The 26,956-nt window shown below is 74.7% G+C and carries 27 protein-coding genes; 5 read left to right on the top strand and 22 right to left on the bottom strand.

The window, feature by feature from the left end; all coding sequences use genetic code 11:
• Positions 1 to 26 precede the first annotated feature (26 nt).
• From ABT026_RS01865 to ABT026_RS01880, 4 genes are all read right to left on the bottom strand, one after another.
• Complete coding sequence (locus ABT026_RS01865; RefSeq protein WP_351111106.1) at positions 27 to 1,265, bottom strand: MBL fold metallo-hydrolase; 1,239 nt, start codon at positions 1,263 to 1,265, stop codon at positions 27 to 29.
• Positions 1,262 to 2,530: an aminotransferase class I/II-fold pyridoxal phosphate-dependent enzyme gene (locus ABT026_RS01870; protein ID WP_351111108.1), complete on the bottom strand. Its 1,269-nt coding sequence runs from the start codon at positions 2,528 to 2,530 to the stop codon at positions 1,262 to 1,264. Before ABT026_RS01870 ends, ABT026_RS01865 begins: the two co-directional genes overlap by 4 nt.
• Positions 2,531 to 2,644: 114 nt before the next feature.
• On the bottom strand, positions 2,645 to 3,466 hold the full coding sequence (locus tag ABT026_RS01875; RefSeq protein ID WP_351111110.1) for a hypothetical protein: 822 nt from the start codon (positions 3,464 to 3,466) through the stop codon (positions 2,645 to 2,647).
• 172 nt (positions 3,467 to 3,638) lie between these two features.
• Positions 3,639 to 3,881, bottom strand: a complete 243-nt coding sequence (locus ABT026_RS01880) for a hypothetical protein (RefSeq protein ID WP_351111112.1) — start codon at positions 3,879 to 3,881, stop codon at positions 3,639 to 3,641.
• Positions 3,882 to 4,058: 177 nt separating this feature from the next.
• Here ABT026_RS01880 and ABT026_RS01885 point away from each other — a divergent pair, with 177 nt between their 5' ends.
• Both ABT026_RS01885 and ABT026_RS01890 read left to right on the top strand, forming a co-directional pair.
• Positions 4,059 to 4,430, top strand: coding sequence for a DUF2795 domain-containing protein (locus ABT026_RS01885; protein WP_351111114.1), 372 nt, complete (start codon positions 4,059 to 4,061; stop codon positions 4,428 to 4,430).
• A 25-nt stretch (positions 4,431 to 4,455) separates the two neighbouring features.
• On the top strand, positions 4,456 to 5,007 hold the full coding sequence (locus ABT026_RS01890) for a type 1 glutamine amidotransferase domain-containing protein (protein ID WP_351111116.1): 552 nt from the start codon (positions 4,456 to 4,458) through the stop codon (positions 5,005 to 5,007).
• 143 nt (positions 5,008 to 5,150) lie between these two features.
• Here ABT026_RS01890 and ABT026_RS01895 read toward each other — a convergent pair whose 3' ends face one another.
• Positions 5,151 to 5,423: a DUF6158 family protein gene (locus ABT026_RS01895; RefSeq protein ID WP_108952774.1), complete on the bottom strand. Its 273-nt coding sequence runs from the start codon at positions 5,421 to 5,423 to the stop codon at positions 5,151 to 5,153.
• Positions 5,424 to 5,514: 91 nt separating this feature from the next.
• Here ABT026_RS01895 and ABT026_RS01900 point away from each other — a divergent pair, with 91 nt between their 5' ends.
• Positions 5,515 to 6,633, top strand: coding sequence for a baeRF2 domain-containing protein (locus ABT026_RS01900; protein ID WP_351111118.1), 1,119 nt, complete (start codon positions 5,515 to 5,517; stop codon positions 6,631 to 6,633).
• A 75-nt stretch (positions 6,634 to 6,708) separates the two neighbouring features.
• Here ABT026_RS01900 and ABT026_RS01905 read toward each other — a convergent pair whose 3' ends face one another.
• The 4 genes from ABT026_RS01905 to ABT026_RS01920 all read right to left on the bottom strand — a co-directional run bounded on the left by ABT026_RS01905 (position 6,709) and on the right by ABT026_RS01920 (position 11,223).
• The gene (locus ABT026_RS01905; protein WP_351111120.1) at positions 6,709 to 7,455 is read right to left on the bottom strand and encodes an SAM-dependent methyltransferase; all 747 of its coding nucleotides are present in this window, start codon (positions 7,453 to 7,455) and stop codon (positions 6,709 to 6,711) included.
• Between the two features lie 17 nt (positions 7,456 to 7,472).
• Positions 7,473 to 8,615: a ribosome small subunit-dependent GTPase A gene (rsgA, locus tag ABT026_RS01910; RefSeq protein ID WP_502967878.1), complete on the bottom strand. Its 1,143-nt coding sequence runs from the start codon at positions 8,613 to 8,615 to the stop codon at positions 7,473 to 7,475.
• Between the two features lie 243 nt (positions 8,616 to 8,858).
• A complete protein-coding gene (locus ABT026_RS01915; RefSeq protein ID WP_351111122.1) occupies positions 8,859 to 10,478 on the bottom strand; it encodes an ABC-F family ATP-binding cassette domain-containing protein in 1,620 nt (539 codons plus the stop codon).
• Positions 10,479 to 10,566: 88 nt separating this feature from the next.
• Complete coding sequence (locus tag ABT026_RS01920) at positions 10,567 to 11,223, bottom strand: histidine phosphatase family protein (RefSeq protein WP_351111124.1); 657 nt, start codon at positions 11,221 to 11,223, stop codon at positions 10,567 to 10,569.
• Between the two features lie 239 nt (positions 11,224 to 11,462).
• Here ABT026_RS01920 and ABT026_RS01925 point away from each other — a divergent pair, with 239 nt between their 5' ends.
• Together ABT026_RS01925 and ABT026_RS01930 are read left to right on the top strand one after the other, a co-directional pair.
• Positions 11,463 to 12,890, top strand: coding sequence for a bifunctional phosphatase PAP2/diacylglycerol kinase family protein (locus tag ABT026_RS01925; RefSeq protein WP_351111126.1), 1,428 nt, complete (start codon positions 11,463 to 11,465; stop codon positions 12,888 to 12,890).
• A gap of 120 nt (positions 12,891 to 13,010) precedes the next feature.
• Positions 13,011 to 13,835, top strand: a complete 825-nt coding sequence (locus ABT026_RS01930; protein ID WP_351111128.1) for a class I SAM-dependent methyltransferase — start codon at positions 13,011 to 13,013, stop codon at positions 13,833 to 13,835.
• Positions 13,836 to 13,887: 52 nt separating this feature from the next.
• Here ABT026_RS01930 and ABT026_RS01935 read toward each other — a convergent pair whose 3' ends face one another.
• The 13 genes from ABT026_RS01935 to ABT026_RS01995 all read right to left on the bottom strand — a co-directional run bounded on the left by ABT026_RS01935 (position 13,888) and on the right by ABT026_RS01995 (position 26,937).
• Complete coding sequence (locus ABT026_RS01935; RefSeq protein ID WP_351111129.1) at positions 13,888 to 14,580, bottom strand: GvpL/GvpF family gas vesicle protein; 693 nt, start codon at positions 14,578 to 14,580, stop codon at positions 13,888 to 13,890.
• Positions 14,581 to 14,760: 180 nt separating this feature from the next.
• Positions 14,761 to 15,084 (bottom strand): hypothetical protein, encoded by a 324-nt coding sequence (locus ABT026_RS01940; RefSeq protein WP_351111131.1) that lies wholly within the window; start codon positions 15,082 to 15,084, stop codon positions 14,761 to 14,763.
• A complete protein-coding gene (locus ABT026_RS01945; RefSeq protein WP_351111133.1) occupies positions 15,081 to 15,338 on the bottom strand; it encodes a gas vesicle protein GvpG in 258 nt (85 codons plus the stop codon). The genes ABT026_RS01940 and ABT026_RS01945 overlap by 4 nt, the downstream gene beginning before the upstream one ends.
• Positions 15,339 to 15,342: 4 nt before the next feature.
• Positions 15,343 to 16,119: a GvpL/GvpF family gas vesicle protein gene (locus tag ABT026_RS01950; protein ID WP_351111135.1), complete on the bottom strand. Its 777-nt coding sequence runs from the start codon at positions 16,117 to 16,119 to the stop codon at positions 15,343 to 15,345.
• Complete coding sequence (locus ABT026_RS01955; RefSeq protein ID WP_351111137.1) at positions 16,116 to 16,517, bottom strand: gas vesicle structural protein GvpA; 402 nt, start codon at positions 16,515 to 16,517, stop codon at positions 16,116 to 16,118. Before ABT026_RS01955 ends, ABT026_RS01950 begins: the two co-directional genes overlap by 4 nt.
• Positions 16,518 to 16,617: 100 nt before the next feature.
• Positions 16,618 to 16,980: a gas vesicle protein GvpO gene (locus ABT026_RS01960; protein WP_351111620.1), complete on the bottom strand. Its 363-nt coding sequence runs from the start codon at positions 16,978 to 16,980 to the stop codon at positions 16,618 to 16,620.
• A 155-nt stretch (positions 16,981 to 17,135) separates the two neighbouring features.
• Positions 17,136 to 19,031, bottom strand: coding sequence for a transketolase (locus ABT026_RS01965; RefSeq protein ID WP_351111139.1), 1,896 nt, complete (start codon positions 19,029 to 19,031; stop codon positions 17,136 to 17,138).
• A gap of 73 nt (positions 19,032 to 19,104) precedes the next feature.
• Complete coding sequence (locus ABT026_RS01970; RefSeq protein ID WP_351111141.1) at positions 19,105 to 21,081, bottom strand: DUF5107 domain-containing protein; 1,977 nt, start codon at positions 21,079 to 21,081, stop codon at positions 19,105 to 19,107.
• A gap of 47 nt (positions 21,082 to 21,128) precedes the next feature.
• Positions 21,129 to 21,677 (bottom strand): GNAT family N-acetyltransferase, encoded by a 549-nt coding sequence (locus ABT026_RS01975; protein WP_351111143.1) that lies wholly within the window; start codon positions 21,675 to 21,677, stop codon positions 21,129 to 21,131.
• A 190-nt stretch (positions 21,678 to 21,867) separates the two neighbouring features.
• A complete protein-coding gene (locus tag ABT026_RS01980) occupies positions 21,868 to 22,791 on the bottom strand; it encodes a S66 peptidase family protein (protein WP_351111145.1) in 924 nt (307 codons plus the stop codon).
• Positions 22,792 to 22,797: 6 nt separating this feature from the next.
• Complete coding sequence (locus ABT026_RS01985) at positions 22,798 to 24,783, bottom strand: prolyl oligopeptidase family serine peptidase (RefSeq protein WP_351111147.1); 1,986 nt, start codon at positions 24,781 to 24,783, stop codon at positions 22,798 to 22,800.
• 5 nt (positions 24,784 to 24,788) lie between these two features.
• Complete coding sequence (locus tag ABT026_RS01990) at positions 24,789 to 26,111, bottom strand: M20/M25/M40 family metallo-hydrolase (protein WP_351111149.1); 1,323 nt, start codon at positions 26,109 to 26,111, stop codon at positions 24,789 to 24,791.
• A complete protein-coding gene (locus tag ABT026_RS01995; RefSeq protein WP_351111151.1) occupies positions 26,104 to 26,937 on the bottom strand; it encodes a M55 family metallopeptidase in 834 nt (277 codons plus the stop codon). Before ABT026_RS01995 ends, ABT026_RS01990 begins: the two co-directional genes overlap by 8 nt.
• Positions 26,938 to 26,956 lie beyond the last annotated feature (19 nt).

Below are 26,956 nucleotides of genomic sequence, written 5' to 3' on the forward strand. Positions count from 1 at the left end.
CTTCGCGCGTACGTGGCTGCCGGCGGTCAGTCGCCGAGGACCCGTGATCCGCCGATCGGCAGGTCCCACAGGTCCTCGCGGTCGCGGCCGGCCGCGGCCCAGGCCGCGCGGACCCGGTGCAGGGGTTCCATGACCGGCTCGGAGGAGAGCAGGAAGGTGCCCCAGTGCATCGGGGCCATCCGCCGGGCCCCCAGGTCGAGGGTGGCGCGGACCGCCTCCTCCGGGTCGCAGTGCACGTCGCGCAGCCACCAGCGGGGTTCGTAGGCGCCGATGGGCATCAGCGCCAGGTCGATGCCGGGGTAGCGCTCGCCGATCCGCCGGAACCAGTGCCCGTAGCCGGTGTCGCCGGCGAAGTACACGCGCCGCCGCTCCCCCACCTCGCCGGCGCCCGGGCCGGTGCCGGCGCCCGGGCCTGTGCCGTCGCCGGGGTCCGCGGTGAGCATCCAGCCGCCCCACAGGGTGCGGCAGGTGTCGGTGAGGGTGCGCTTGGACCAGTGGTGCGACGGCACGAAGTCCAGCCGTACGCCGCCCAGCCGGGCCGACTCCCACCAGTCGAGCTCCACCACCCGCTTGAAGCCCTTGCGGGTGAACCACCGGCCCAGCCCTCCGGGCACGAACATCGGGGTGTCGGACGGCAGCCGGCGCAGGGTCGGCAGGTCGAGGTGGTCGTAGTGGTTGTGGCTGATCACCACGGCGTCCACCGGGGGCAGCGCGTCCCAGGGCACGCCGACCGGCGTGACGCGGGCGGGCGTGCCGAGGATCCGGCGGGACCACACGGGGTCGGCGAGCACGGTCAGGCCGCCGATGCGGATCACCCAGCTGGCGTGTCCCGCCCAGCTGACGGCCACCTGACGCGCGTCGACCCGGGGCAGCGGCTCGGGGCGGCAGGGGATGCGGGGGATGTCCGCCAGCCCTTCGCGCTTGGGCCGCACCGCGCCCTCGCGGGCGAACCGCGCGAAGGAGCGCAGCCCGGGCAGCGGGGCGGTCAGCCGGTCCTCGAACGACTTGGGCCAGCGGCGGCCCTGCCCGGGCGCCGTGATGCCGTCGGACGAGGGCGTGCGGGTCCGGGGCGGCGGCGCGGCGGTGCGCAGCCGCCCCGGGCTCCCCTCCTGTCCTCCCCCCGGTCCGGGATCCTCCCCGGGCCGGCGACCGGCACCGCCCCGGTGGTCCGGGTCGGTCCCGTGGTGCGGGCCGGCCCCGTCGCGCGGGTCCGTCCCGTGGTCGGTGCCGGGCAACTGCCGCGACCTGAAGCGCGATTGGGTCATCGCACGCTCTCCCCTCGCTCGGCCGGTGTGCCGAGGCCGTCGAAGGCCGTTCGCCATCGGGTCAGCGATCCCCTCACCCGGTGCAGTTCCAGCGGGTCGGGGGCGGTCAGGCAGGCGGCGCGTTCGGTGGCGTCGCCGCCGAGCAGGTCCCCGGTGGACAGCCGGACCCGCGGGGCGGCCAGGTCGTCGCCGAAGCGGTGACCTCCGCTCGCGGGGACGCCGTAGTGCGCGTCGAGTCGTTCCTCCAGTTCCTGCGCGTCGCTCACGCCGTGCGTGGCGAGGGAGTCGGCCAGCGGCGACAGGTCCGCGTAGACGCACCTCCCGGCCTGCGGGGGAAGGGTCAGCCCGCCGACGGAGACGACCAGTTCGTGGACCGCGGCGGCCAGCCGGGCGTGCAGGCGGACCGAGGCGGTGCGGCGGGCGACGACCTCGTCGGGCTCGCTCAGCGCGTACGCGGCGGCGACGGCCAGCGGCCTGGGGATCTGCGCGCCCAGCGCGGTGAGCACGTCGAGCACCCGGGCCCGCAGCGCGCCGCCGTCGCCCGGTCCGGTCGGGAAGCGGGCGATCGCGGCCGGCCAGCCGGCCGGCAGGAGCCCGCCGCGCAGGTCGGAGACGACCGCGACCCGGCCCGGCAGCATCTCGGCGGGGCTGAGCAGCACGGTGCGGTGCGGGTCGTGAACCGTGTCGCGCCAGGTCTCGTCGCTGATCACGAAGAGCCCCTCGGACTCGGCGGCCTCGACGGTCTCGTGGAGGAAGTCGGGGGTGGCGACCACGCCGGTCGGTTCGTCGGCGGGCGAGAGCACCAGCTGGCGCGGATCCCCGCCCTCCGCGCGTACCCGCCGCACGGTCTCCAGGAGGGCGTAGGCGTCGGGCACGCCGCCCGACTCGGGCGGCGTGGGGACGTGGAAGACGGGACGGCCCAGCAGGCGCGCGTAGGGCGCCCACCAGGCGGCGCACGGGCGCGGCACCAGGACGTCGCCGCCGAGTGTGGCGGTCAGCGCGAGCAGCAGCGCCGGCGCGCCGGGGGCGGCCGCGATGCGGTCGGGCCCCGCCGGCAGGCCGCGCCGGGTCCAGTAGCCGGCCGCCGCCTCGAGCAGGGTCGAACCGCCTCCGGGCGGTTCGTCCTCGGCCCGCTGGGCGGCGGCGGTGAGCACCGCGGTGAGTTCCGGGAGCACCGGCAGGCCGTCGTCCGGCATGCGCGGCCCGAACCGCACCGGGCCGTGTCCGACGGCCGGCTGTGCCCCGTCCCGTTCCGTCCGCGCCATCCGCACCTCCGCGCGGTCACCGGCATCCGCCGTCGCGGTCCTTCCGCACCGGATGCCGTGTCCGATGGCCCCGAGTACCCCGTGACGGGCGGGACATGACCCGCCGCGCGGCGATCAGCGCATGCGGCCGCCGCGGGAGGGTGCGAAACGCTGCCGGACGCGGTGCCCGGCGGCGACCGCGGCTCCGGCGATCAGCAGGCCGCCGGCCACCTGGAGCGGCACCGAGTCGGTGAAGGCGCCGCCCGCGCCCGCCTCCACGCCCCGGTGCACCGGCGGGGCGGTGCGGTGGTGATCCTCCTTGCCGCCGTCGCCCTCCTTGCCGCCCTGCCCGCCGGGGCCTCCGGGGCGGTGCCCGGGTTCCTCGCCCCGGCCGCCGCCGGCGCCGCCCGGACCGCCGGGTCCCCCGGAGCCGCCACCAGGGCCGCCGCCGGAACCGCCGCCCGGCTCGTGGAGGAGTTCGGGCTCGACCGGCTCAATCTCGATCCCGGTGGTGGAACCGAGCGCCGGGTCGCCCGGCACGTCGGCCGCCGCGCCGCCCCCGGCCTCGTCGCCGGGCAGGGTCTCCGCCTCCGCCGTCGCGAGGTCGTCCGCCGCGCCGCCCACCGCCTCGTCCGTCCCGGGCTCCTCGAGGCCGGTGTCCTGAAGGGCGGCGTCCTCCGGCGCCGCGCAGGCGGCCGGGTCCGCGCCCTCCGCGCAGGGGGCCGCGGCCGCCGCCCCGCGCAGACCGCGGGAGCCGTCCTGCCCGGGGCAGGCGTCGGCGGCGCCCGGCTGCGGGGCGCGCTGCTGCGAGGTGGCGATGCCCGCCACGGTCTCGGCGGGCGCGCCGGCCGTGCCCGCCTCGCAGGATGCCGGTTCCGCGAAGGCGGTGGGCGCGGCGACCGTCACGGCCGCGCCGGCGAGGGCGGCGGCGGACAGGACACGGAGAGTGCGGCGCATGGGGCGGGGCTCCTTCAGCCGGACGACTACGGGTGCTTCCATCCCAGCCCGGTCCCCGGTCCACCGCGCGCGGCGCGGTGCCATCCGCGTGACCCCCGCCGCCGAACGGGGGAGGCCGGGGCCCCTTTCGTGGCCCGCCTCCCCCTCCGTGACGCCTGGCCGGGACGACGTCTCAGGACGTCCGTCCCGGCTGACCGCCCGTACCGGGCGTGCCGCCCGGCAGGGCGGGCCGTACCGCCGGCGGCGCGGGGAGCGCCAGAGGAACCGGCAGGGGTGTCGTGGCAGGCAGTGCGACATCCCCCTCTTCCGAGGCCGTCTCTCCCTCAGGTCGGGGGAAGACAAAGTCCTCGTACCAGTCCATCGCCAGCATCATGCAGAGCATCAGGACCGGAATGATCACTACGAGCACCACCATGGGTCCGTCCTCCCAGGGGTGAACGGGGGCGGCGGAGCGCCCCGGGTCACCTTCAGCCTGCCGGACATTTCGGACTCCCGCGCGCCGACGGGATTCCGCCGCTCCGGCCCGGACCGTCGGTGTGTCGCCTCCGCCTCTTCGGGTACGCGGGGGCCACCCGAAGATGTGGAGGGAGCCATGCAGCGTGGCAGCGACCGGTTGAGCGTTCACCGGGACGACGAGATGAAGCACGAGCTGCGGGGTCTGCTGCAGTCCGGACACCCCACCCGTACGGAGGAATGGCACGACCCCGAGCCGGTCGCCGACGACGACCCGGCGGTGGCGGGCGGCACGGCGGAGGTGCGGGAGGCCCCACTGGCCACCGTCCGGCTGGAGCTCGCCCGGATCCTGGGCCGCACCGCCTTCCCGGCCGGCCCCCAGCAGCTGGCGCGCACCCTGCGCCGCAACCACGCCCCGGACGCCCTGGTGGAGCCCCTGGAGCACCTGCCGCACAAGGCCCGCTACTCCAACGTCCAGCAACTCGCCGAGGCGATCACCCGTCCGGAGTAACGAGAGAGAGGATGAGGAACGGACCATGCGCATCGCGTTTCTGACCGCCCCCGAAGGCGTCGAGCAGGTCGAGCTGACGAAGCCCTGGCAGGCCGTGACCGGCGCCGGACACGAGGCGGTCCTCGTGTCCACGCAGTCCGGCGAGGTCCAGGGCTTCAACCACCTGGACAAGGCGGACACCTTCTCCGTCGACCGGACCGTGGACGAGGTCTCGGCCGACGAGTTCGACGGTCTGGTGCTTCCCGGCGGCGTCGCCAACCCCGACGCCCTGCGGATGGACGAGAAGGCCGTCGAGCTGGTGAAGGACTTCTTCGACCGCGGCGTCCCGGTCGCGGCGATCTGTCACGCCCCGTGGACGCTGGTGGAGGCCGGCGTGGTCTCCGGCCGGGAGCTCGCCTCCTGGCCGAGCCTGCGGACCGACATCGCCAACGCCGGCGGCACCTGGGTGGACGAGGAGGTCAAGGTCGACACCAACGGCCCGAACGTCCTGGTCACCAGCCGCAAGCCGGACGACCTCGACGCCTTCGACGAGGCCCTGCTGCGGGAGTTCGCCAAGGCCGCGGAGAACCGGGGCTGAGGCCCCGCCCGCGGCGAGGCCGCGCGACGGCGGCACGGTGAACACGGTGAAGGGGCCGGCCCTGGTGGGCCGGCCCCTTCACCGCGTCCGGACCGGCAGGTCCCCGGCGGCGGGCAGGTGGTCCCCGTGGCGGGGGCCCGAGCTCAGTCGCGGGCGGCCTGCTCGGGGTCGCGTTCCCGGGCGCCCTCCCGGGTGCGTCCCGCGGAGACCGGGCGGCGCGGGTGGCGGCGCAGGTACTCGCCCTCGAGCTGCGCCATCCGCTCGTTGTGGGTGCGCAGTGCGTCGCTGGACCCGTGCAGCAGCGTGTCGTGACGTGTGCGGTGGATGGTCTCGAGTTCCTTCATCAGCTGCTGGTCGTCCAGCCGGTCAGGTTCGACTCCTGCCATGGCGGCACCCCGTTCCTCGTGTTCCTTCATGGGGCCACGGGTACCCGCCTGTGACACGGATCCGACGCACGAAGGAAGACAACCACCCGACCGACATCGGACCGACATCGGACGCGGAACCATGGATCTCGCTTTTCTTCAGCCCTTGTACGAGCGCCGGGGCCCGTGGGCCTCGGTCTACGTGGACACCTCGCGCCACACCCAGGACACGCCGCACGAGAGGCACCTGACCGCCCAGGCGGTCGCCCGTGAGCTGGCCTCGCAGGGTGCGGACGAGGCGACCTGCGAGGCGGTGCGGGCGGCGGTCGACGGACTCCAGCACTCCGGCGAACCGCACGGCCGGGCGATCTTCGCCCACGACGGCGAGGTGGTTCTGGACCCGTCGCTGGCCCGGCCGCCGCAGCGGGAGACCACCGCGGTGTGGGCGCCGCTGCCGCACGTCTCGCCGCTGCTGAACCTGCTGGGCGAGGACCCCACCTGCCTGGTTGTGTACGTGAGCCGTCGCGGCGCCGATCTGGAGCTGCGCAGCGCGCTCGGCTCCTCGCACGCCGGGGAGGTGGTCGGCAGCCAGTGGCCGCTGCACCGCACCTCCTCGTCCGACTGGTCGGAGCGGCACTTCCAGCTGGCGGTGGAGAACACCTGGGAGCGCAACGCGGCGGAGGTCGCGCGGGAGGCGGCGGCCTGCCTGGAGGAGATGCGGGCGGACCTGCTGATCCTGGTCGGCGAGGACCGCGACCGGCGCACGGTGCGCGACGCGCTGCCGCAGGCGGTGCGGGAGTGCACGGTGGAGGCCTCGCACGGGGCGGGCAGCCGCCTGCTCGACGGCGAGGTGGAGGACCTGCGCGCCACCCACGAGCGGCAGCGGGCGGAGGCGGACCTCGGGCGGTTCCTGGCGGCGCGGGGCCGTGACCCGCAGGGCGGCGCGGGGGCGGTCGAGGGGGTGCCCGCGCTGGTGGAGGCGGCGAGGGAGCACCGGATCGACGAGCTGCTGGTCCATCCCGACGGGCCGGACGGGCACCGCCAGATCTGGATCGGCGAGGAGCCGGACCAGCTCGCGGTGCGGCGCTCGGACCTGCGGATCCTCGGCGAACAGCACGCGTGGGCGGCGAGGGCGGACGACGCGCTGCTGCGTTCCGCGGTCGCCGCGGGGACGCCGGCCGTCTCCGTGGAGCCCGCCCTCGAGGACGACTCCCCCGTGCTTCCCATCGGCGGTCTGGGAGCCCTCCTGCGCTGGAGCTGACCTGCCCGCGGTGACGGAGTGCCCCGTGCGGGGCCCGGACGGCGTACCCTCCGGGCCCCGCACGGGGCGGGATCGTCAGCGCTTCATGAGGGCGAAGACGCCCCAGCCCAGGTACTCGCGTCCGTGGCGCGTGTACCGGGCGGGCTCCGAGCTGAGCTGTTCCCGCACCTCGGGAGCGAGTTCGTCGTCCGGGTGCGCGTCCAGCCAGCGGCGCATGGAGAGCCACTGGGCCGCGACGTAGCGGTCCCAGCTGTCCTGGTCGGCGAGCGTCATCTCCACGACGTCGTACCCGAGCTCCTGGAACCGCTCGATCAGCTCCGGCAGGAGCAGGAAGTCGGCGACGGAGCCGGCCTGGCAGGCCCGGGCTGTCTCCTCGTCCGGAGGCGTGCGCAGCCAGAACGGTTCGCCGATCAGCATCAGCCCTCCGGGGCGGAGGCTGCGGTCGAGCAGCGCGATCGTGCCCGCGACACCGTCACCGATCCAGGTGGCGCCGACGCAGGCGGCCAGATCGACGGGCTCGTCCGCGACATGACCGGCGGCGTCGCCGTGGACGAACGCGACCCGGTCGGCGACGCCCAGTTCGGCGGCGCGGGCCCGGGCCTGCGCGGTGAAGACGGTGCTGATGTCCACGCCGGTGCCGGTGACGCCCAGGTCTCGCGCCCAGGTGCACAGCATCTCGCCCGAGCCGCTGGCCAGGTCGAGCACCCGTGTCCCGGGGGCGAGGCGGAGCGAGGCGCCGAGAGCGGCGAGCTTGCCGGCGGTCAGCGGGTTGTGGATGCGGTGTCCGCTCTCGCGGACGGTGAAGATGCGGGGAAGGTCCATTACCAGAGTCCTTTCCGTCATGCCTTGAAGTGGGGGGAACGCTTGAGGGCGCGCACCTGGCGCGTGATCTGCTTCATCGGCCGCTCCAGCTCGGCGCGCAGCCTCGCGTCGGTGCGGGCGGCGGCGTGGGCGTTCTCACGCTGCAGCCGGTGGTAGCTGTCCAGACGACGCCGGGTGAGGCGGCCGTCCTCGACGGCGGCGAGGACCGCGCACCCCGGCTCGGTGGCGTGGGCGCAGTCCGCGAACCGGCAGTCGTCGGCCAGCTCGGCGATGTCGGCGAAGGTCTGCTCCAGCCCGTCGCCCGCGTCGTGCAGGCCGACGCCGCGCAGGCCCGGGGTGTCGATGAGGACGCCGCCGTGGGGCAACGGCAGCAGCTCGCGCCACGCGGTGGTGTGCCGGCCCTTGCCGTCGCTGTCGCGCACCGCGCCGGTGGCCAGGAGGTCCTCGCCGAGGAGGCGGTTGCCGAGGGTGGACTTGCCCGCGCCCGAGGGGCCGAGCAGGACGACCGTGCCCGACAGGACGGCGGTGAGGGCGTCCAGGCCCTCGCCGGTGGCGGCACTGGTGACCAGGACCTCCGCGCCCGGGGCGGCCGTGGCCACCTCGGCGGCTGCCCGGGCCGGGTCCTCGCACCGGTCGGCCTTGGTGAGCACGACGACGGGGGTGGCGCCGCTCTCCCAGGCCAGCGCGAGCATCCGCTCGATCCGCCCGAGCCGGAGCGGGTCGGCGAGGGAGACCGCCACCGCGACGGTGTCGACGTTCGCGGCCAGTACCTGGGCCTGTGACGTGCGCGAGGTGGTGGCGCGGACCACGGCGGTCCGGCGCTCCAGGACCTCCACCACCGTGGCGGAGGTGGCCGCACCGGCGGGCCGGACGGCCACCCAGTCGCCGGTGCAGGGGGTCAGCGCGTCGCCGGCGCCCCGGGAGGGCACCAGCACGCGGACGGGACCGGTCTCACCGACGACGTCGCACCGGCCGCGTTCGGCGCGCACGACGCGGCCCGGGACCAGTCCGTCGGCCCGCGAGGGGGCGAAGGAGCGCTCACGTTCACCGTCCCAGCCGTGGTCGGCCGGCGTCAGGACGCATTCGGAAGGAGAGTGCGCGGAAGGAGGGTGCGCGGAGGAAGAGTGCGCGCAGGAGGGGGAAATGGGGTGATGGGACAACGTGGAGACCCTTGAACAGGGGCCCCGCCGGACGACAGGCGTGCCGGATCGCTCCTACGAGGGAGGAAGGCAGGCGAGGGTCAGGACGAGGCCCGGGAAGTGTGGATGGTCCGGGCGCCGCACACGGCAGGCGTCTCCACGACAGTCATCAACACACCTCCTCGGATCTCCACGGGCGAACCGGTCGTCGCACCGGCGGCAACGGTACCATCCGCCGCCGCCGGCGTCACCGCGCGCCCCTGGTCAGCGGGGGCGTTCCACTCGGCGCTCGTCCCAGACGGGGGCCGGGGTCTCCCGGACATTGCCGTCGCTGCCGAAGACGAGGAACCGGTCGAAGGACCGCGCGAACCACCGGTCGTGGGTCACCGCGAGGACCGTGCCGTCGAACGCCTCCAGCCCTTCCTGGAGCGCCTCCGCCGACTCCAGGTCGAGGTTGTCGGTCGGCTCGTCGAGCAGCAGCGCGGTGACGCCCTGCAGTTCCAGCAGCAGGATCTGGAACCGGGCCTGCTGCCCGCCGGAGAGCCGGTCGAAGTTCTGCTCGGCCTGCTTGGTGAGCTCGTAGCGCCGCAGCCGCGACATCGCCGCCCCGCGGTCCTGCGCGTGCTCGGTCCACAGGATGTCGAGCAGGGGGCGCCCCAGCAGCTCGGGATGGGCGTGCGTCTGGGCGAAGTGGCCGGGCACCACCCGCGCCCCCAGCTTCCAGGCGCCGGTGTGCGCGACGTCCTCGCCGGCGAGCAGCCGCAGGAAGTGCGACTTGCCGGAGCCGTTGGAGCCGAGGACGGCGACCCGTTCGCCGTAGAAGACCTCCAGGTCGAACGGCTTCATCAGCCCGGTCAGCTCCAGCGCCTCGCAGGTCAGCGCCCGCACGCCGGTCCGGCCGCCCTTGAGCCGCATGGTGATCTCCTGCTCGCGCGGCGGCTCCGGCGGCGGGCCGGCCTCCTCGAACTTGCGCAGCCGGGTCTGCGCGGCGGCGTAGCGGGAGGCCATCTCGTGGCTGACCGCCGCCGCCTGCCGCAGGTTGATCACCAGCTTCTTCAGCTGTGCGTGCTTCTCGTCCCAGCGCCGCCGCAGCTCCTCGAAGCGGGCGAACCGCTCGCGGCGCGCCTCGTGGTAGGTGGCGAAGCCGCCGCCGTGCACCCAGGCGTCCGCCCCGGCGGGGCCGGGCTCCACGCTGACGATCTTCTGCGCGGCACGGGAGAGCAGCTCCCGGTCGTGGGAGACGAACAGCACCGTCTTGCGGGTCTCGCCCAGGCGCTCCTCGAGCCACCGCTTGCCCGGCACGTCGAGGTAGTTGTCCGGCTCGTCGAGCAGCAGCACCTCGTCGGTGCCGCGCAGCAGCGCCTCCAGGACCAGGCGCTTCTGCTCGCCTCCGGAGAGGGTCCGCACCTGCCGCCACTGCGCCTTGTCGTAGGGCACGCCGAGCGCGGCGGTGGTGCAGATGTCCCAGAGCGTCTCCGCCTCGTAGCCGCCGGCCTCGCCCCAGTCGGCCAGGGCCTGCGCGTAGCGCATCTGCGCGGCCTCGTCGTCCTGCGTCATCATCGCGAGCTCCGCCGCGTCCACCGCGTCGGCGGCGGCCTTGATCCGCGGCGTGGAGACGGAGACCAGCAGGTCGCGGACGGTGGTCTCGTCGCGTACCGAGCCGACGAACTGGCGCATCACGCCGAGTCCGCCCTGCACGGTCACGGTGCCGCCGTGCGGCTTGAGCTCGCCGGAGATCAGCCTCAGCAGCGTGGTCTTGCCCGCGCCGTTGGGGCCGACCAGCGCGACGACCGCGCCCTCGCCCACCCGGAAGGAGACGTCGCCGAGCAGGGCTCGGCCGTCGGGCAGGTAGTACTCGAGGTGCGCGGCTTCCAGGTATCCCATGGGGACGCATTGTCCGGGTCCCCCCGCGACCAGGGCAAACCGTTATCCCGCGTCACTCCTCGCGACGGCGGCGTTCCGCCGAGCGGCGTCATTCCACGGGGCGGCCCGTGGGGCCGCTGCCGGAGTCCGGGCCGGGGGTGGAGACCACCGCCCCGGCCCAGGACAATGCCTTCCAGCCGTCCTCGGGGGAGCCCTCCAGGACGACCACGCCGGTGTTCTCCAGCGGGTGGGACGCGGCGAACTCCACGTCGACGTTGGCGGCGCGGGCGGCGGTCCAGGTGCGGATGGCCGCGCCGTGGCTGACGAGGGCCACGGTTCCGGCCCCGAGGGCGGCCGCCTCCTCGACGACGGCGTCGTAGCGGCCGAGCATCTCCACGCCGTTCTCGCCGCCCGGCATCCGCCGCCCGACCTGGCCGGCCGCCCAGGAGAAGGCGATCTCCATGTACCGCAGCCCGCGCTCGCCGTGCCCCGGCTCGCCCTCCAGTTCCCCGGCGGTGACCTCACGGAGGCCGTCGCGCACCCGCACCTGAAGGCCGAGCTCGCGGGCGAGCGGGCGGACGGTCTGCTGGGTGCGCAGCAGGGTGGAGGCGAACAGGGCGCCGATGTCCTCGCCGTGCAGGGCGTCCGGGAGGGCCCGGGCCTGCCGCTCCCCCAGCTCCGTCAGGGCGGGGCCGGGCACGCGGGTGTCCAGCACGTTGTGCGCGTTGGACGGGATCTGCCCGTGGCGGATGAGCAGCAGACGCATCCGGTCCCCCTCCTTCCGCTCGGCGACGAGGGGCGCGTGTGCTGCCGGGTTCCCTTTCGTGGCGGTTCGTGCACCTGCGCGCGTCCGGTCACCCGCGGTTCGGGGCGCGTGCGGTGTGTCTGCGTCGGGAAGCCTCCCTGGGCGGGTACTCGTCGGGGATGACGCGTTACTTCGGCGATGGTGGGGGCGCGGGCGGCGCCCGGGGATCGTGCGGAACGGCCAGGGGGGTGCTGCAACGCATGCTGGACGCGGATCGCGGTGTGTTCGAGGCGGTGGCGAGGCAGCACTGGCCGGGAGCCGGGGCGCTGCTGCCGAAGCTGAGCCGGGCGGCCAACCACGGTGTGCTCTGGTTCGCGGTGGCGGGCGCGATCGCCGCCTCCCGCACGCCGCGGGCGCGGCGGGCGGCGCTGCGCGGCGTCGGGTCGCTGGCGCTGGCGTCGGCCACCATCAACACGGTCGGCAAATGGTCGGTGCGCCGTGCGCGGCCGGTGCTGGACGTGGTGCCGCTGGTGCGGAGGCTGGACAAGCAGCCGCACACCACCTCGTTCCCCTCCGGCCACTCGGCCTCGGCCGCGGCCTTCGCGACGGGGGTGGCGATGGAGTCCCTGGGCTGGGGCGCCGCGGTGGCCCCGTTGGCGGGGGCGGTGGCCCTGTCCCGGGTGTACACCGGCGTGCACTACCCCGGCGACGTGCTGGCCGGGGCCGCCCTGGGCGTGGGCGCCGCGTGTGCGGCGCGGGCGCTGGTGCCCACCCGTGACCAGGGCAAACTGCCGGCCCGGCCGCGCGCGGCCGCACCCTCGCTCACCCACGGAGCGGGACTGATCATGGTGGTGAACAGCGCCTCCGGCAGCTCCGAGCGGGCGCAGGCCATCCGCGCCGCGCTCCCGCTGGCCAAGATCGTCGAGTGCGAGCCGCAGGCGCTGGAGGACGAGCTGGAACGCGCGGCCTCGCTGGCCCGGGTGCTGGGCGTCTGCGGCGGGGACGGCACCGTCAACGCGGCCGCCCGGATCGCGCTGCGCCACGACCTGCCGCTGGCCGTGCTGCCGGGCGGGACGCTCAACCACTTCGCCTACGACCTCGGTGTGGAGGACGTACGGGGGCTGGCCCGTGCGCTGGAGCGCGGCGACGCCGTCCAGGTGGACGTGGGCATGTTCTCCACGGAGCAGCGGCGGGGCATCTTCCTCAACACCTGCAGTCTGGGTATCTACCCCGAGCTGGTGCGGGAGCGGGAGCACTGGGCGCCGCGGATCGGCGGCTGGCCGGCCGGTGTGCTGGCGGCGGTGCGGGTGCTGCGGGCCGACCGGCACCCGCTGGAGGCCCGTATCCAGGGGCGGACGCACCCGCTGTGGCTGCTGTTCGCGGGCAACGGCACCTACCACCGGATGGGCGTGATGTCGGGCCGGCGGCTGGACCTCGCCGACGGGCAGCTCGACGTCCGGGTGGTGCACGGAGGCCGGCGCCCGGCGCTGCGGCTGCTGTCCGCGGCGCTGGCCGGCCCGCTGACCCGCTCCCCCGCGCACGCCGCCGTCCAGGTGCCGCACCTGCACATCGAGCGGGTCTCGCCCGGCACCCTGCTGGCCTACGACGGCGAAGTCACGCGCGTGGAGGGCGAGGTGACGTTGCGGAAGCTGCCGCGCGTGCTGACGGTGTACCGCCCGATGCCCTGACCCGCGCGAGGACCGCCGGCCATCCATCCTCCGCCCGCATCATGAGACGGGTATCTCATGATGCGGGCGGAGGGCTTAGCGTGGCACCCGTCGGCAGTACGTCACCGAAGGGGGCACGGCATGGGCAGGGCACAGGAGACCGCGGTGTACACGCACGGGCACGGCGAGGCGGTGCTCCGCTCGCACCGCTGGCGGACGGCCGCCAACTCGGCCGCGTACCTGCTGGGTTCGCTCGGTCCGGGCCTGCGGGTGCTGGACGTCGGCTGCGGTCCCGGCACCATCACCGCCGACCTGGCGGAGCTGGTCCCCGGCGGCCGGGTCGTCGGCCTGGAGCACGCGGAGGGGGTGCTGGAGGACGCGCGCGCCGAGGCGGCACGGCGAGGGGTGGCGAACCTGGAGTTCGCGGTGGGCGACGTCCACGCGCTGCCGTACCGGGACGGCGAGTTCGACGTGGTGCACGCCCACCAGGTGCTCCAGCACGTCGGGGATCCGGTGACGGCCCTGCGGGAGATGCGGCGGGTGACCCGGCCCGGCGGGGTGGTGGCGGCGCGCGACTCGGACTACGGGGCGATGAGCTGGGCGCCCGTCTCACCCGGCCTGGACCGCTGGCAGGAGCTCATCCGGCGTACGGCGCGCGCCAACGGGGGCGAGCCGGACGCGGGGCGTTTCCTGGCCGGCTGGGCCGCGGAGGCGGGGGGCTTCGAGGAGGTCGCCGCGACCTCGTCCGAGTGGGTGTACACGAGCGCCGAGGAGCGCGCCTGGTGGGGGACGATGTGGGCGGAGCGCACGCTGGCGCCCGCCTACGCGGACCGGGTGCGGGAGCTGGGCCTGGCCGGCGCGGACGACCTCGCGGAGATCGGCGCGGCGTGGCGCGAGTGGGGCGGCCTGCCGGAGGGACGCTTCACGGTGCCGCACGGCGAGATCCTGTGCCGCGTGGCGGGCTGATCCCCACGCGCCAAGGGCTGATCCCCCCGCGCCAGGGGCCGATCCGCCCCGGTCACTGTCCTCCGCCGAGGGAGCAGAAGGAGTACGGGGCCCATGGGCCGGTCAGATGGACCTTCACCCCGCCCTCGGGCAGGGTCTCGCGGGCCTTGTCGACCATTTCGACGAACCCGCCGGACTGCCGGCGCGGCACCAGGTAGGCGGCGTCGAGGAGGTTGCGCCCCCAGGCGCGCTCCTCGGCATCGGTGACCTTGAGGATGCGGGTCGGGCGCAGCCGGGTGTCCTCGGCGGCGGCGCGCAGCTCCTCGTGCAGGCGGGCGGCGAAGTGTCCGGCCCGCTCGGCCTCGCGCTCCGCCCCGGCGTAGACGCGGACGCTCCACTCGACCCGGCCCGCGAGCCGGTCGAGCACGGCGCGGATCTCCGCGGCGTGGGTCTCCAGCAGGACGCGCACGGCGCTGTCGTCCGGCAGCACGGTGGCGAACCGCAGGGGCAGCGGGGTGGTGACGGTGGTGAGGGCGTCGATCACCTGCTCGTGCGCCCTGGCCGTGGCGGTCAGCCACTGCGGGTCCTCCAGACGGCCCCGCAGTGGTTCCTCGGCGAAATCCGCGGCGGGCACCGTGCTCACCACGGCGACCAGGCCCTCGTGGTGCACGGCGGTGGGCGGGGAGCCGGCCACGCCCGCCAGCTGGGCCTGCAGCGCCGCCTCGAACGGGCGGCAGACCGCGTAGACGTACCGCAGTCCGCTCATGGTCTCTCCTTCTCGCCGTGGGGCCGGGGCAGGCGGTCCGGGTTCCGCCGGGGCAGGCGGTCCGGGTTCCGCGGGTGCAGGTCCGGTACTCCCACCCTGCACGAGCCCGGGCCGCCGCTCCAGTTCCCCCGCCCGGGACACGTGTCCCGGACGGCGGCGGAGCGGCGGCCCGTGGGTCGCTCAGGCCGGCTCGATCTCGTGCCGGCCCTCCTCCTCGGCGAGGAGCTCGTCCTCGTCCGGCTCCGCGCGCAGGTCACCGTCGTCGTGGGACGAGCGGGTGAACATCTTGCGGACGAGCGAGTCGTCCCACCAGGCCGTCGCGGCGCCGGCGGTGCGGACGCCCTCCATCAGCAGCCGCCGCCCCTGGTCGGCCAGGTAGGCACGGGGCTCGTCCCGGCCGACCAGCACGATGGCGACGGCCACGACGAGCGGAAGCGTCCGGGTGCGTCCCACCACGTAACCCGCGGTGGCCGCCAGCCCGATCTCCCAGCGGTGTGCGTTCACCCGAACCCACCTCCCCCCTGCTGCACTCCGGCAGCGGCCTCGAGCCGCTCGAGCAGCTCGTCCTCACGCTGGTCGAACTCCTCGTCGCTGATCTCGCCTGATTCCAACTGCTCCTCCAGACGTGCCAGTTCGGCGCGGATAGTGGCAGGGTCGTAGTAGATGCGCTCGGCTTCGCGCATCACCTGGCGGATCACCCAGGCGCTGCCGCGCACCGGTGCGAACGGCAGCAGCAGCACCTGGGAGAGGAGTCCCACGGCGTCACTCCACAGCCGTGCCGGCCGTCTGCCCCGCGCCGTCCTGCGCGTGGTCGGCCGGACCGGGCTCCACGAAGCTGTAGGGCGGCAGCGGCCCGTTGACCCGCAGCTGCACGTGCGGGTTCGCCTCGCGGAACTCCTCGACCGCGGCGATGAACCGGTCGGCGGTCGCGGTGTCCACCAGGAAGGACAGGTTGGTGATCCAGCCGGAGGAGTCGGCGCCGGTGGCGACCGAGGCGGCCTGGGGCTCCAGCGCCTGCTGGAGCGCGGCCGCGTCGATCTCCTCACGGGCCTTGACGGCGCCGACGACCATCTCGCCGAGCTTCAGCTTGTCGTCGTGACTACCGCCGCCGGCCTGCCGGTTGGCCTCGGCCAGGGAGCGCACCTCGGCGTCCTCGGCCATCACCACGTGCAGGACGGCCTCCTCGTCGTGGTTGGCCTTGACGTTGTACTCCGCCTTGCCGTCCAGGGCGCGCAGCCGCTCCCCGTAGTGGGCGGAGCGCTCCGACAGGACCCGCAGCACCGACTCGTCGTCGGGCGCGACGTTGCCGAACCGCATCGGCAGCACGCAGCCGCCCGCGCCGGCCTCGGCGAGGATCGTCTGGTGGGCCAGGAGGTCGCGGCGCTTGGGACGCAGGTCCTCCGGCGCTTCTCCGACCACGGCGATCAGGTCGCCCTCCTTCAGCAACCGCACCGGGTTCGGCGGGTCGCCGACGCCGCCCATACCCTCGGGCAGCGAAGGGTGGGACGCCGAGGCGATCCCGTAGACGTAGGTGCTCACTTCTCGTCCTCCTTACGTCGGGACGACGCGGGTTCCTTGCTTCCCTCGCGGCCCTGCCGGAAGGCGTCGGAGATGCTGTCGGCGGCCCCGGAGAGCGCGCCCTTGGTCTTGCCGTGGGCGCCCTTCTCGGTCATGTCGCCGACCAGGTCGGGCAGTCCGGGGTTCTTGCGCGGTCCGGACTCCAGGTCGAGGCGGTTGCACGCCTCGGCGAAACGCAGGTACGTGTCCACGCTCGCGACGACGACACGTACGTCGATCTTCAGGATTTCGATGCCGACCAGGGAGACGCGAACAAACGCGTCGATGACGAGGCCCCGGTCGAGGACGAGTTCAAGCACGTCGTAGAGGCCGCTGCTGCCGCCCCCACCACCGCTCTGCTGTGCCGGTACAACCGTCACGAGTGCTCCTCACTGTTTCCGGGCAGGGCTCCGCAAGGCATGCGGGCCCCTGCCCTGTCACGGGAAGTCGGGCGAACGTCCTGGGCTCGATGCGCCGCGGTCAGCGGCGGTTGCCGTCCGAACGTCCGCGTTCGTAGCGCCTGATGCGCTTGTAGCCGGTGAGCATGCCGTCCGGGTCGAGGTCGACCTGGTAGGTCCCCAGCAGGCTCATCGTGTCGGGGACGCGCTCCAGTTCGAGCACCTCCACCTGCAACGACCAGCCGTCCTCGGTCCTTTCGAAGGACGACACCGACTCGGCGGCCATCCCGGTCAGCTCCTCGAGCTGACCCCGCGCCTCACGGAGCACTTCCGTGGGTCGCGGCCGGCGCTGCTCCGGCTCCTTCTTCTCGGTCTTCTCGGTCTTCTCGGCCGATTCGGTGTCTTCGGCCTTTTCGGTGTCTTCGGTTTCCTGCTTGTTCGTCATGGCCACCTCTGTGAGTGCGGATGACCGGTGACCCTGACGGCAAACCTCCCGATGCACACCGACCGGACGCCGATGCGGACTTCCCGTGACAGCCCCCGTCGGGCCGCTTCACACATGGGTCGACCTCGTGTCGGTCCGACGGGGGCGGGTGGGCCTCAGCCCGTGACGCCCTGCTCGGTCAGCAGGCGCGCCGAGGCCGCTACGGAACTCGCGTCGATGCCCGCCTCGCGCAGCTGCTCCTCGGGGCTCGCGGAGCCGGGCATGGACCGCACGCCCAGCCGCACCAGCCGCGGCGGCGGGGCCCCGTCGTCGAACGCGGAGGCGACCGCGTCGCCGATGCCGCCCTCCTCGTGGTGGTCCTCCACGGTGAGCAGGCAGCCGGTCTCCGCGGCGGCCCTGCGCAGCGTCTCGCGGTCCACGGGCTTCACCGAGTACAGGTCGATCACCCGCACGGCGATGCCCTCGCCGGCCAGTTCGTCCGCGGCCTTGAGCGCCTCGTGGACGGTCACGCCGGCCGCGACCAGGGTGAGCCGGTCCTCGTCCGAGGAGCGCAGCACCTTGCTGCCGCCGACCGGGAACTCCTCGTCGGGGCCGTAGAGGACGGCGCCCTTGCCGCGCGAGGTGCGCAGGTAGCGGATGCCGGTGAGGTCCGCCATGGCGGCGACCAGCTTGGCGGTCTGGTTGGCGTCGCACGGGTAGAGCACGGTGGAGCCGTGCACCGCCCGGAACATCGCCAGGTCCTCCACCCCCATCTGCGAGGGGCCGTCCTGGCCGATGGACACGCCCGCGTGCGAGCCGACCACGTTGATGCCGGAGTCGCTGACCGCCGCCATCCGCACGAAGTCGTAGGCGCGGCTCAGGAACGCGGCGAAGGAGGACGCGAAGGGCACCCAGCCGCGCGCCGCCAGTCCCACGGCGGAGGCGACGAGCTGCTGCTCGGCGATGTAGCACTCGAAGAACCGCTCCGGGTGCTCCTTGGCGAAGGCCTCGGCCCGGGTGGAGTCGCTCACCTCGCCGTCCAGGGCGACGACGTCGCCCCGCGCGGTGCCGAGGGCGGCGAGCGCCGCTCCGTAGGCGTCCCGGGTGGCTGCCTCCTCGCCCTTGTCCCAGCGCGGCAGTTCGGGGGCGCCGGTGCGCGGGGCGGGCCTCGCGGCGGCCTTCCGGGGTGCCCCGACCTCGACCCGCAGGTCGCGTTCGCCGCCGAGCTCGGCGATGGCCGCCTCGGGGTCCTTCAGCGGCTTGCCGTGCAGTCCTTCCTTGTCCTCGGCCGCGGACACGCCGCGCCCCTTGAGGGTGCGGGCCAGCACGACGGCGGGCTGGCCGACGGTGGAGGAGGCCTCGCCCAGTGCCCGCTCGATCGCCTCGGCGTCGTGGCCGTCCACCTCGACGGTGTGCCAGCCGAAGGCCTTGAACCGGCGCGCGTAGGCGTCCAGGTCGTGGCCGTGGCGGGTCTCGCCGCGCTGGCCGAGCCGGTTGACGTCGACGATGGCGGTGAGGTTGTCCAGGTGCTCGAAGGACGCCTGCTCGGCGGCCTCCCACACCGAGCCCTCGGCCAGTTCGCTGTCCCCGCACAGCACCCACACCCGGTACGGGGCCTTCTCCAGCCGCTTTCCGGACAGGGCGATGCCCACGCCCACGGGCAGGCCCTGGCCCAGCGAGCCGGTGGCGGTCTCCACCCAGGGCAGCCGGCGCGGCGTGGGGTGACCCTCGAGGCGGCTGCCCTGCTTCCGGAAGGTGAGCAGTTCCTGGTCGTCGATGGCTCCAGCGGCCTTGTACGCGGCATACAGCAGCGGCGAGGCGTGGCCCTTGGACAGCACGAAGCGGTCGTTGCCGGGGTCGCCGGGGTTGGCGAAGTCGTAGCGCAGGTGGCGGGCCAGCAGCACGGCCATCAGGTCGGCGGCCGACATCGAGGAGGTCGGGTGGCCGGACCCGGCGGCCGCGGCGGCGCGCACGCTGTCCACCCGCAGCTGCTGTCCCAGCTCGGCGAGGTGGGCGGCTTCGGCGGGGTCGAAGGCGTCGGTGGGGGCGGGTGCTCGGTGGTCGGTGTGCATGGATCCCCTCGGATTCGGCGTTGCCGTGACCTCATCCGCGTCCCCCTGGCCGGGTGGCCGAAACGGCCGGGGCTCACTCCGGCGGGCGCATCCGGAAGTCGTGGCGGGCCGGCAGGGGCTCGTCCGTGCAGGCGGCCCACAGGCGGCTGACCGTCTCCGAGCCCTCGCGCAGGTCCGCCACCTCGAAGTCTTCCTCGAAGACGGCACGGGCGGCTTCCCGCCGTCCCTCGGCCAGCAGGAGCTCCACCTCCAGCAGCCGGAAGCGTCCCCGTTCCCGCGTCCGGGCGGGCAGCCGCTCCCAGACCTCGCGGGCCCCGGCCGTCCGGCCGACCCCGAGCAGTGCCTCGGCCGTCTCACGGCCCAGCGCCGCCAGGGCGGGCTCCCACCTGGCCGGGGCGGTCTCCTCGCCGCCCGCGGCCGCGCGGCACAGCGCCTCGAAGGCCTCGTCGTAGCGGTCCGCGGCCCGCTCGGGGTGGTTCTCCTCCTGGTCGGCGACCGCGGTGCAGCGCAGCAGGGCCCAGTGGTCGGGCGCCGCCTTCAGCCCGCGCTCCCAGCTCCGCACGGCCTGCGCGCGGTCCCCGGCGTGCCACTGGGCCAGGCCCAGGTGGTACTCGGCGGTGGCGGTCGCGGCGGCGGTCTCCAGCATGTCCCGCCAGTGCGGCGCGACCGGCGTCACGTACGGCGGGCCGGCCTCCGGGTCCTCCTCGGGGAGCGTGCCCTTGCGCAGCAGCTCGAGCCAGGGGCGCTGCTCCTCCCCCAGCGTCCCGGGAGCGAAGGGCGTCCCGGGCAGGGTGAAGCCGCCGCGCAGCACCTCCAGCGCGCCCCAGCCGGAGCCGGTGGCGAGCCGCTCGCCCGGTTCGGTGTCCGCGGCCGGCGCCCAGGCGGCGTAGGCGGCCTCCACGTCGGCGCGGGGCAGCACCGCCTCCAGCCGCTCCTCCGCCGAGGCCAGGGCCCGGCCCCAGTCGTCGCCGTGCGCGGCCGCCGGGTCCACGTCCAGCGGGCCGTACGCCTCCAGCCAGGACACCTCGCTCTCGGCGTCCAGTTTGACGTGCTCCAGCTGGGTGCGGGCGAGCCCGGCCTGGATCTCGCAGTAGCCGCCCGTGCCGGGCTCGGTCAGCCACTCCTGCCAGCGCCGCCCGCCCGGGCCGCTGCCCCAGACGAACAGCTTGCGTCCGCGCAGCGTGTCGGTGGAGGTCTGTACGAGTCCGCGCCCCGCGTCGTCGAGGGCGGCTATCCACCCGCGGCGCCCGTCGGGCACGTCGTAGAAGTAGTCGGCCGGGAAGACGCTGTTCAGTGGCCGGGTGCGGTCGACGCCGTCGTAGGCGGGCACCTCGACCCTGCGGAGCCGTCGCGTGTAGCCGAAGTGCCAGGCGGCGTCGGCGGGGGCGAGCACCCGGCGCTCCTCGGGCACGGCGATGTTGGACCACCAGTAGGTGGGGACCGGCCGCTCGTGCGGGTTGCGGATCCGCACGCCGACGTACAGGAAGTCGGAGCCGTCCGGCAGCCACAGGTCGACCTGGAACGGCAGGTCCCGCAGCCTCTCCCACTCCCACAGCCGCAGCATGACCCCGCCGTCGGGCGCGGTGACCCGGGCGGCGTGCAGCGGGGAGCAGGACAGGGCGGTGTGCCCGGTCGCGCCGATGTTCCACTCGATGCCGCCGGAGTACCAGGCGCCGTTCAGCGCGAAGCAGGCGGGCTGGAACACCGGGTTGCGGTACAGCAGTTCGCGGCCGGTGGGCTTGTGGACCAGGGAGGCGATCCGGCCGCCGAGCGTCGGCAGCACGGTGACGCGGAGCCGGTCGTTCTCCATGACGACCGCCTCGAAGGGGCGGGGCTCGCGGCGGCGGTCGTAGCCGTCGCGCACCCGCTCGGGGAGCAGTCCGGTCAGCGGGGCGTACCCCATCTGCCGGGCCATGTCCCGCGGCAGGCCCTGCCGGTCGCGGTCCTCGACCTGGTGGACCTCGTCCAGCGGCTTCAGCGGCGGCAGGGGGTTGTCGGGGCCCAACTCGGCGGCGGGCAGCGTCAGCACCTCACGGCGGATGGTCGTCACCCGACCATGGAAGCGGCCGGACGGCTCCGGCGCCAGAGGCCGGTCGGTCAGTCCTGGATCATCTCCGCGGTGATCGCCCAGCGTTCGTGGTCGCGCCAGGCGCCGTCGACGAACAGCATGCGGGGGGAGAACCCCTCCTTGGCGAAGCCGGCGCGGCGGGCCAGCGCGAGCGAACGGGTGTTGCCGGGCTGGGCGTTGATCTCCAGCCGGTGCAGGTTCAGCGGCGGCGCGAAGGCGTACCGCACGAGGGCCCGCAGCGCCTCGGTCATCAGGCCGCGGCCGGCGGACCGCGCGAACGCGCCGTAGCCGAGGGCGCCGGAGCGGAAGGCGCCGTGCACGATGTTGTTGACGGTCACGTACCCGGCGAGGGCGCCGTCCCGCGCGCGGTCGCAGACGAGGAAGCTCTCCTTGTCCGCGCTCTCGACGATCCGTTGCGCGTAGGCGCGGAACGCGTCGGGGGTGTCCGGCGGGAACAGCCACGGGTGGTGCAGCTCCCGGCTCTCCGCCGCCCGGGCGGTGAACTCGGCCTCGTCGGCCAGGGTGAGGGGGCGGAGGCCGATCCGGTCGGTGACGGCCACGTACGAGCTCTCGCGCATGTGGATCACCCTACCGAGGCCCGGGCTCCGCAGCGGCGTCGCCGGCGACCGTGCCGCTGGACGGCCGGCACGCGGCACGGCACGACGCTGCGGCCCCGAGCCCTGCGCCCTCCCGGGCCGCCCCCTGGGCGGCCCGGCCGCCCGCGGGAACGGCGGAGGCACGCCCCACCGCCCAGGGCGAAGGCCCGGGTCAGGCCAGGGCGGGCCGCTCCAGGGTCAGGGTGCGGGTCTCGGTGTCGAGGGTGGCGGCGACCCCGAAGGGGATGGTGAGGGCGCCGTCTCCGTGGCCGAAGCCGAACTCCTCGGCGACGGGGACGCCCAGTCCGCCGAGCCGGTCGGCGAAGAGCGTCCGCAGGTCCTCGTAGGGCCCGCAGCCCAGCCAGGAGCCGAGGACCACGCCGGCGACGCCGTCCAGCCACCCGGACCGCAGCAGCTGCGTGAGGATCCGGTCCAGCCGGTACCGCTCCTCCTCGACGTCCTCGATCATCAGCAGCCCGCCCCGCGCCCCGGCCCGCGCGTGCGGCGTGCCCAGGTCCGCGGCGAGCAGGCTGACGCAGCCGCCGAGGGTGACCCCGCGGGCCCGCCCGGGCACCAGGGTGCCGCCGGACCCGGTGATGACCTGGGTGGTCTCCGGCTCGAAGAGGGTGGCCCGCAGGTGCTCGCGGGCCTTCTCGTTCTTGAGGAAGTCGACGCCCGCGGCCATCGGCCCGTGCAGCGTGACCAGCCCCATGCGGGTGGCGAACGCCTCGTGCAGCGCGGTGATGTCGCTGAAGCCGACGAAGACCTTGGGCCCGGCGGCCCGCATCGCGGACCAGTCGAGCAGGTCGACCATGCGCTGCACGCCGTACCCGCCGCGCGCGCAGATGACCGCGTCGACGGACGGGTCGCACCAGGCCGCCTGGAGATCGGCCGCGCGGTCCGCGTCCGTCCCCGCCAGGTACTCGAACTCCTCGTGGCGGTCCCGTACGTGGGGCATCACGACGGGGTCGAGGCCCCAGCCGCGCAGCAGGTCGAGCCCGCCCTGCAGCCGCTCGTCGGGCACCGGCCCGCTGGTGGCCACGATCGCCACCCGCGCGCCCGGCGCCAGCCGCTTCGGTCTGGTCGACTCCCGCACGTTCCCCTACTTCCGCAGTTCCAGCGCCGGCACGTCCGGCGCCTCGAAGCCGAACACCTGGGCGTACAGCGACAGTTCCGCCTCCAGCGCCCGGACCATCGTGTCGGCGCGCCGGAACCCGTGGCCCTCGCCCTCGAAGGCGATGTAGGCGTGCGGGACGCCCCGCCCGCCGGCCCGGACCCGCTCGAGGAACCGCTCGCTCGCCGCGGGCGGGCAGATCGGGTCCTCCAGCCCCTGGAGCAGCAGGAACGGCGCCTCGATCCGCTCGGGGCTCTCGCCCGGCGAGCGCTCGCGGTACCGCTCGGGCACCTCGGCCAGCGGACCGACCAGGGACTCCAGGTAGCGCGACTCGAAGTCGTGGGTCTCGCCCGAGGCCCACGAGGTCAGGTCGAGCACCGGGTAGATGACGGTGCCGCAGGCGTAGACGTCGGTGAAGGCCAGCGAGGCGGCGGTGGTCCAGCCGCCCGCGCTGCCTCCGCGCACCGCCAGCCGGCCGCGGTCGGCGACGCCTTCCTCGGCGAGGGCGAGGGCGGCGGCGGCGCAGTCCTCGACGTCGACCACGCCCCACTGCTCGCGCAGCCGGTTGCGGTACTCCCGTCCGTAGCCGGTGGACCCGCCGTAGTTGACCTCGACGACGCCGATGCCGCGCGAGGTGAAGTAGGCGATCTCCAGGTCGAGCACCATGGGCGTCCGGCTGGTGGGGCCGCCGTGCGCCCAGACCACGTACGGCGGCAGCTCGCCGTCGGGGCCGGTGACCTCGGGGTGGTGCGGCGGGTAGACGTGCGCGTGCACCTCGCGGCCGTCGGCGGCGGTGAAGACCCGCGCCTCGGGCTCGGGCAGGTAGGCGGGGTCGACGCTGTCGTGGTGGGCGGAGCCGATGACGCGGGCGCTGCCGAGGCGGGTGTCCAGCTCGACGACCTCGAAGGAGCGCTTGGCGCCCGCGCCGACCGCGACGACGCGGTCGCCGTGCACCGCGAGCGCGGCGGCGAACTCGCTCCACGGCCCGGCCGCGTCGACGACCTCGCAGGACTCGGGGTCGAGCACGCCGAGCACCTGGGCGCCCTTGCCGTGGAGCACGGCGACCAGGCCGCACTCCAGCGGCGCGAACCAGCGGCTGCCCGGCGTCCACACCGGTCCGCCGAACTCCTCCTCGCGGGCGCAGACGGGCTCGCCCTCGCGGTAGAGGTTCCACCAGCCGGAGTGGTCGCTGCTCCACATCAGGCGGCCGTCGGCGGTCCACTCGACCTGGGCGACGGACTCCTCCTCGCCACCGGCCATCACCCGCGGCATGGTGAGCAGGCCGTCCTCGGTGATGTCGGCGACCACCAGTTCGGTGCCGTCCCACGGCATCCGGGGGTGGTCCCAGGCCAGCCAGGCGGCCCGGGCGCCGTCCGGGGAGACGCGCGCGCCGGTGACGAAGTGGTGGGTGGGGCGGGACAGTTCCCGCAGGGCGCCGCGGTCCTCGGCGGCGCTGCCGTCCAGCGGCACCGCCACGTGCAGGCGCCGCACGTCGGAGGGGCCGTCGCCGGTGTACTCCTCCAGCAGGCACCAGACCTCGGCCCGGCCGCCCGGCCCCTCGCGCACCTCGGGCTCGGCCCAGCGCAGGCCGCCGCCCACCGGGGAGAGGGGGGTGAGCGGCTGCGGTTCGCCGCCGCCCTCCCCCTCGTAGCGGTAGAGCCGCTGGTCGGCGAAGTTCACGAAGACGACGACCGCCCGTCCGTCCCGGACGGTCCCGGTCCAGGGGCGTCCGCCGTACTCCACCACCCGGCTGCGCACGTTCCACGGCGGGGGCAGCACCGATTCCTCGGTGCCGTCGGCGCGGCGGCGCACCAGGGCGCGGCGCCCGGCCTCGGCGGGCCGGGGCTCGGTCCACCAGACCTCGTCGCCGACGAAGCCCGGGTACTGCGGGGCACCGTCGTGGTCGGCGGCGAGCCCCGCCCCGATCGGCGAGGGCCACGTCCCGTGGGCCAGTTTCCGCACCTTGTCCCCCATCTCTGTCAGGCCGTCCGCAGGAAGCGGTCGAGTACACGGACGCCGAAGTGCAGTCCTTCGACGGGCACCCGCTCGTCCACGCCGTGGAAGAGCTGCTGGTAGGCGAAGCCTTCGGGCAGCCAGACGGGGGCGAAGCCGTAACCGGTGATGCCGAGCCGGGCGAACTGCTTGGCGTCGGTGCCGCCGGACATGCAGTACGGCACGGTGTGCGCCTCGGGGTCGTGCTCCTCGACGGCGGCGCGCAGCTTGGCGAAGGTCGGGGAGTCCACCGGGGCCTGGAGGGCTCCCTCGCGGTGGTAGTACTCCCAGTCGACGTCGGGGCCGGTCAGCTCGTCCAGGGTGCGCTCGAAGTCCTCCTCGCCGCCCGGCAGGAAACGCCCGTCGACGTGCGCGCCGGCCTCGCCGGGGATCACGTTGACCTTGTAACCGGCGTCCAGCATGGTCGGGTTGGTGCTGTTGCGCAGGGTGGGCTCCACCAGGGCGGCGGCGGGGCCGATCTTCACCAGCAGCTCGTCGACCTGGTCGGAGTCGTCGAGGTCGTAGCGCGTGGCGTCGATGCCGTAGACGGCGGCGAGTTCGGAGATCGCGGCGCGCACGGTCGGGGTGAGGTTCAGCGGCCAGCTGTGCTCGCCGAGCCGGGTGACCGCCGCGGTGAGGCGGGTGACGGCGTTGGCGCGGTTGACCTTGGAGCCGTGGCCGGCGCGTCCGCGCGCGGTGAGCCGCAGCCATCCGGTGCCGCGTTCGCCCGCGCCGATGGGGTAGATCCGGGCGCCGGAGCCGTCGTGGAAGGTGTAGGCGCCGGACTCGCTGACGCCCTCGGTGCAGCCCTCGAACAGCTCGGGGTGCTGGTCGGCGAGGAAGCCGGAGCCGTCGACGGCGCTGTCCTCCTCGTCGGCGGTGAAGGCGATCACGATGTCACGGCGGGGCCGCACGCCCTCGCGGGCCCAGGAGCGGACCACGGAGAGGATCATCGCGTCCATGTTCTTCATGTCCACGGCGCCGCGGCCCCAGAGCACGCCGTCGCGGATCTCCCCGGAGAAGGGGTGGACGGTCCACTCGGAGGCGTCGGCGGGCACCACGTCGAGGTGGCCGTGGACCAGGAGCGCGTCCGCCGAGGGGTCGGTGCCCTCGAGGCGGGCGACGACGTTGGTGCGTCCCTCGGTGCGCTCCAGGAGGGTGGGCTCCAGGCCCGCCTCGGCGAGCCTGGCCGCCGCGTACTCGGCGGCGGGGCGCTCGCGGCAGTCGCCGCCGCCCCGGTTGGTGGTGTCGATGCGGATCAGGTCGGACGCGAAGGTCACGACCTCTTCGAGGGCCTGCTGATCAGCCATACGTCTCCTCCACCGCGGCCGAGACGATCGTGGTGACCGCCTTGAAGGTGCGGATTGCGTCGTACATGTTTGCTTCGGTGTAGGCGACCTTGCGCTCGCCGACCCGGTCCACGCCCGGCACGACGGTTGCCGCGTCGGCCAGGTGTTCCGCGTCGAACTCCACGGCGACGGTACGCGGGCCGGCCGTCACGGGCTCGTGACGGACCGCCAGCGACACCGCCTCCCGGGCGGCCGCGCGGATGTCCGCGTGGGTCCGGGCGGGCGTGCGGCACACGGCCGCGTAGCGCGACACGTGGTCCTTCACCGCGACCTTCCGCGCCTCGGGTGCGTACCCGAGGGCGTCGTCGCACGCCACGTCGTCGCCGGTCACCAGAATGACCGGTACCCCGTATTCGGCCACCACATGGGCGTTGAGCAGGCCTTCGCTCGCGCGGACGTCGTCGAGCCAGACGCCGGTGAGCTGGTTGGCGAGGTAGGTGTGGGCGAGGACACCCTCCATCCCGGCGCCGCCGTGGTAGCCGATGAAGGCGATGCCGTCGACGTCGCCGTGCTGGACGCCCTCGACCATGGAGAGCGACTTGTGCCGGCCGGTGAGCATCTCGACCCGGTCGTCGAGCTGCTCGAGCAGCAGGTTGCGCATGCTCCAGTGGGCCTCGTTGACGAGCACCTGGTCGGCGCCGCCGTCGAAGAAGCCGAGCGCGGCGGCCTGGACGTCCGAGGTGAACATCGGGCGGCAGCGTTCCCACTGGGGGGTGCCCGGCAGCACGTCCGCCGGCCAGGTGACGCCGGTGGCGCCCTCCATGTCGGCGCTGATGAGGATCTTCATCGGTCGCTCCGTTCCTGCC

This window comes from Streptomyces sp. NPDC002734 (assembly GCF_040295685.1).
Lineage (GTDB): Bacteria > Actinomycetota > Actinomycetes > Streptomycetales > Streptomycetaceae > Streptomyces.

Bases quoted from the DNA above. Each gene is read 5' to 3' on its own strand.
- ABT026_RS01865 (WP_351111106.1), bottom strand. From the start codon at position 1,265: ATGACCCAATCGCGCTTCAGGTCGCGGCAGTTGCCCGGCACCGACCAC.
- ABT026_RS01870 (WP_351111108.1), bottom strand. From the start codon at position 2,530: ATGGCGCGGACGGAACGGGACGGGGCACAGCCGGCCGTCGGACACGGC.
- ABT026_RS01875 (WP_351111110.1), bottom strand. From the start codon at position 3,466: ATGCGCCGCACTCTCCGTGTCCTGTCCGCCGCCGCCCTCGCCGGCGCG.
- ABT026_RS01880 (WP_351111112.1), bottom strand. From the start codon at position 3,881: ATGGTGGTGCTCGTAGTGATCATTCCGGTCCTGATGCTCTGCATGATG.
- ABT026_RS01885 (WP_351111114.1), top strand. From the start codon at position 4,059: ATGCAGCGTGGCAGCGACCGGTTGAGCGTTCACCGGGACGACGAGATG.
- ABT026_RS01890 (WP_351111116.1), top strand. From the start codon at position 4,456: ATGCGCATCGCGTTTCTGACCGCCCCCGAAGGCGTCGAGCAGGTCGAG.
- ABT026_RS01895 (WP_108952774.1), bottom strand. From the start codon at position 5,423: ATGAAGGAACACGAGGAACGGGGTGCCGCCATGGCAGGAGTCGAACCT.
- ABT026_RS01900 (WP_351111118.1), top strand. From the start codon at position 5,515: ATGGATCTCGCTTTTCTTCAGCCCTTGTACGAGCGCCGGGGCCCGTGG.
- ABT026_RS01905 (WP_351111120.1), bottom strand. From the start codon at position 7,455: ATGGACCTTCCCCGCATCTTCACCGTCCGCGAGAGCGGACACCGCATC.
- ABT026_RS01915 (WP_351111122.1), bottom strand. From the start codon at position 10,478: ATGGGATACCTGGAAGCCGCGCACCTCGAGTACTACCTGCCCGACGGC.
- ABT026_RS01920 (WP_351111124.1), bottom strand. From the start codon at position 11,223: ATGCGTCTGCTGCTCATCCGCCACGGGCAGATCCCGTCCAACGCGCAC.
- ABT026_RS01925 (WP_351111126.1), top strand. From the start codon at position 11,463: ATGCTGGACGCGGATCGCGGTGTGTTCGAGGCGGTGGCGAGGCAGCAC.
- ABT026_RS01930 (WP_351111128.1), top strand. From the start codon at position 13,011: ATGGGCAGGGCACAGGAGACCGCGGTGTACACGCACGGGCACGGCGAG.
- ABT026_RS01935 (WP_351111129.1), bottom strand. From the start codon at position 14,580: ATGAGCGGACTGCGGTACGTCTACGCGGTCTGCCGCCCGTTCGAGGCG.
- ABT026_RS01960 (WP_351111620.1), bottom strand. From the start codon at position 16,980: ATGACGAACAAGCAGGAAACCGAAGACACCGAAAAGGCCGAAGACACC.
- ABT026_RS01965 (WP_351111139.1), bottom strand. From the start codon at position 19,031: ATGCACACCGACCACCGAGCACCCGCCCCCACCGACGCCTTCGACCCC.
- ABT026_RS01975 (WP_351111143.1), bottom strand. From the start codon at position 21,677: ATGCGCGAGAGCTCGTACGTGGCCGTCACCGACCGGATCGGCCTCCGC.
- ABT026_RS01985 (WP_351111147.1), bottom strand. From the start codon at position 24,783: ATGGGGGACAAGGTGCGGAAACTGGCCCACGGGACGTGGCCCTCGCCG.
- ABT026_RS01990 (WP_351111149.1), bottom strand. From the start codon at position 26,111: ATGGCTGATCAGCAGGCCCTCGAAGAGGTCGTGACCTTCGCGTCCGAC.
- ABT026_RS01995 (WP_351111151.1), bottom strand. From the start codon at position 26,937: ATGAAGATCCTCATCAGCGCCGACATGGAGGGCGCCACCGGCGTCACC.